The sequence below is a fragment of the Nitrosomonas oligotropha genome (genome assembly GCF_009833085.1).
Classification (GTDB): domain Bacteria; phylum Pseudomonadota; class Gammaproteobacteria; order Burkholderiales; family Nitrosomonadaceae; genus Nitrosomonas; species Nitrosomonas oligotropha.
In genome coordinates this window covers 1-3,258 of sequence record NZ_QRBZ01000067.1, presented here as the reverse complement: position 1 = coordinate 3,258, position 3,258 = coordinate 1, and the positions used below count along the sequence as shown (strand labels likewise).

General features: G+C 47.5%; 6 protein-coding genes. All 6 read left to right on the top strand.

The window, feature by feature from the left end; genetic code table 11:
• Positions 1–166 precede the first annotated feature (166 nt).
• Complete coding sequence (locus ABD07_RS14655; protein WP_160818911.1) at positions 167–433, top strand: hypothetical protein; 267 nt, start codon at positions 167–169, stop codon at positions 431–433.
• A gap of 401 nt (positions 434–834) precedes the next feature.
• Entirely contained in the window at positions 835–1,155 is a 321-nt protein-coding gene (locus tag ABD07_RS14650) for a hypothetical protein (protein ID WP_160818910.1), read from the top strand.
• A 37-nt stretch (positions 1,156–1,192) separates the two neighbouring features.
• Positions 1,193–1,531 carry a hypothetical protein gene (locus ABD07_RS14645; RefSeq protein ID WP_160818909.1) on the top strand — a complete coding sequence of 113 codons (339 nt, stop codon included), beginning with the start codon at positions 1,193–1,195 and terminating at the stop codon, positions 1,529–1,531.
• 2 nt (positions 1,532–1,533) lie between these two features.
• A complete protein-coding gene (locus tag ABD07_RS14640) occupies positions 1,534–2,379 on the top strand; it encodes a DUF2303 family protein (RefSeq protein ID WP_160818908.1) in 846 nt (281 codons plus the stop codon).
• A 2-nt stretch (positions 2,380–2,381) separates the two neighbouring features.
• Positions 2,382–2,990 (top strand): deoxynucleotide monophosphate kinase family protein, encoded by a 609-nt coding sequence (locus ABD07_RS14635; RefSeq protein ID WP_160818907.1) that lies wholly within the window; start codon positions 2,382–2,384, stop codon positions 2,988–2,990.
• Entirely contained in the window at positions 2,987–3,163 is a 177-nt protein-coding gene (locus tag ABD07_RS14630; RefSeq protein WP_160818906.1) for a hypothetical protein, read from the top strand. Before ABD07_RS14635 ends, ABD07_RS14630 begins: the two co-directional genes overlap by 4 nt.
• Positions 3,164–3,258 lie beyond the last annotated feature (95 nt).

Genomic DNA, 3,258 nt, shown 5'->3' with positions numbered 1-3,258 from the left:
AAAAAGATAAAGATAAAAATGATAAGAATAAAAGCCCGAATAAGAAAAAATAACTTTTCTTAAAAAACCCGCCCCGAGCGGGTTTTTTATTGCCCTAATATCCAGTCAAGTTCATTCCCAAGCTGATACAATCAATACAAACATCACAATGCTAAGGGGTTTCAAGATGGATGAAAAAGAACGCATCAAACAAGAAATCATTGAAGAACTCACCGAAGATTTCGGAGTAGCCCTCGCTTTAATTGTTGGAGGTATAGCCAGAGAAATCGATGAAAGGGAATTATTTGTTTCCTTGAAAGCGCAACTAGATGCAGCGCGTTCCAGGCCCAAAATACCTCCACGCGCAATAGAGATCGCCAGCTACGCCGTAATTTTCCTAGAAGCTCAATGCAAGAACAGCCACCAGGGCGATGATAAATACCGTAAGCACTAATACTATTCACAGCATCAGCGTCCAGCGCGACAAAAATTCCCATCCATTCCGCCTTCTTTTCTGGCGTCATAAACGCATCGTGCGGACAATCATCCGAAATATTTGAAACTTTACCGTCCTTTTCCCAAAACCCGGCAAACATTTGGATTAATTCATTCCTCTTTTCCGGCACTATAATTCCTCCACAATATAGTTAACATTCAAACACCCGCCCCGAGCGGGTTTTTTATTGCCCTGATTCCGCGCACCCTACCCCGCACCTCCACCCGCTCAGAGAAATATTATCACAAATATTAGGCATACCTATTGACATTATAATAAGGCATGCCTAATATTATGCACATCAACCCAAACCATAAGCCGTGAGCGCAGGTGGGGGTTGAAAACTACGGGAGAACGATATGTATATCCACTCAACGTTGAAGATTAATCATATGAACAATGTTCTGCCATTTGCTAAGAGAAGTAGACATAACGATCTCATTGAATTGAAGAGAAATAATCCTTCTTTACAAATTCAGTGGGATTTGAATGGCACGTGGATTGATATTGACAATCCGCCCTGGCATGAGGATGTGAATTACAGAGTAAAGCCAGAACAAATACTTCGGTACAGGAAATATCTGGATATAGAAGGAAACGAAATTCTTGTCGGTATCGACGCCTCAAAACGCAGCGATTTTGTGAAATGGCTGGGTGACTGGCAAGAGATGAAGGTTTAGGGAATGAGATTTATACGTAACCAACAAAGGAGCAATCATGACAAAACCAATCACCGACACGATGCACCACATCGGCAACGGATTTTTTATCAGTACAGCGAGCAACCGGTTCCAGGAGCTAGTAAAAAAAGTTAACGATACCGGCAAACCGGGGAGCATCGATCTAAAGATCAGTATTAAAAAGACATCAAAAACCGGCGCCATGCATATCACCGGCAAATGCAAAGCGAACATGCCTGCCGAAGAACCGATGGAAACCCTGCTGTTTGCCACCGAAGACGGCGCACTCACGCCGGATAACCCGCATCAGGCCAAGCTTGATCTGAAAGTAGTTGAAGAACGCAAAGACCCACTCATAACCGTAGGAGCAAACTAAGCATGGACGAAATTAAAAACAGCGAGACACAGGAAATCATTAATCTGGCAAACGCGATACGCCCAGCAGAATTAGTCACACAATCGCAGGGGTATATTAAAAGATATGCGCTTCCGCCAGGATGGTCAGACAAAATCTATGACGAAGAATCTTTACTTTCTGCACCTGCACGCAAAAAAGGAACGGTCCGGCTTGATGAGCAGGATAGTTTCATCGCCTACATCAACCGGCACAAGATGACCGATCTCACGACTATCTATTGTCAGGCAGACTACAGACAATCCAAAGTCGATTTCGACTGCGTCATCAACGACCACCAAGGCGCTAACGACGGACAACAATGGCGCGATCACCGCGCACTCTACACGCCGGTATTTTCGGAGGAATGGAAACGCTGGTCTGGCGGCAACAAGCAACAACACTCGCAAGTCGAATTTGCATCGTTTGTCGAAGAAAATCTGGCGGACATTGCCTCAGTGGAAGGCATGCCATCCGGCAAAGAACTGCTGGAAATGGCCATATCGTTCGAGGCCAACCAGGACAAGCGCTACAAATCTTCAATCCGTCTGCAAAGCGGTGGCGTGCAACTCAATTTCGTCGAAGACGATGATGCGCAAACACTGCAACAGATGAAACTGTTCGAGAAAATCTCGATCGGCATCCCCGTTTTCTGGAACGGCACGGCCTATCGGATAGATGCTAGGCTGAGATACCGCGTCACCCAAGGCGTGCTCAAGTTCTGGTACGAGCTGATCCGCCCGGACAAAGTTATTGAGGACGCAACCAAGACAATGATCGAAAAGATCAAATCAGAAACCGGCGTACCGCTCTACTTCGGGAAAATATAACCATGACGCAGCCACTAAAACTCATCGGCCTAACCGGCCCCGCTGGCTGCGGTAAAGACACCGTTGCCAAGTTCCTTTGCGACACACAGGAATTCCGCCAGATATCACTGGCAGAACCGATCAAGCTGGGCATCGTGGCGATGTTCGGCATTCCGATGGAATACCTGACAGACCGCGAGCTGAAAGAGCAGCCGCTGAAAATCCTGGGCGGGAAATCGCCGCGCCAGGTTATGCAGACTCTGGGTACAGAATGGGCGCGCGAGATGGTTGACGAAGATATCTGGATCAATATCGCACAGCAGCAAATTGATTACAACAACCAGCTCACCGCGGGCAATAACCTGTACCTGAGCGGGATCGTAATCAGCGACATCCGTTTTGAGAGCGAGGCCAAATGGCTGCGCGATCAGGGCGGGACGATCTGGCACATACGGCGGCCTGACAATCCGCTCGCGATCAATGCCGATCACGCCAGCGAGCAACAGGTGCAGCCATTACCGGGTGAGCAATTTATCATCAACGACGGTGGCATCGATCAGTTATACGATCACATCAACGATGTGATGACAACCGTAGAACCTGACGGCAGCTATGTTGGAGACGCAACATGATCCCCTACGACACAAAACACTACCGCTCAAGCCAGCCCGGAATACTGAGCAAGATCATTCTGCCAGCGATCGGCGTGATTGTATTGGTTGCGCTGTTGTCATGGATGGATAAGCGAGACCGGGCGGCGCACGTCAAAACGGTTCAGCAGGCCACCGCTGCACAGTGCATGTAAGTTGACGTGAGCTGGCATCACTAACAATTTAAAAACTAAAGTGTAAGAAATCTCAGGGTTGTTTACAGAGAGGTTGATAGAAATAAGCGTTGAGT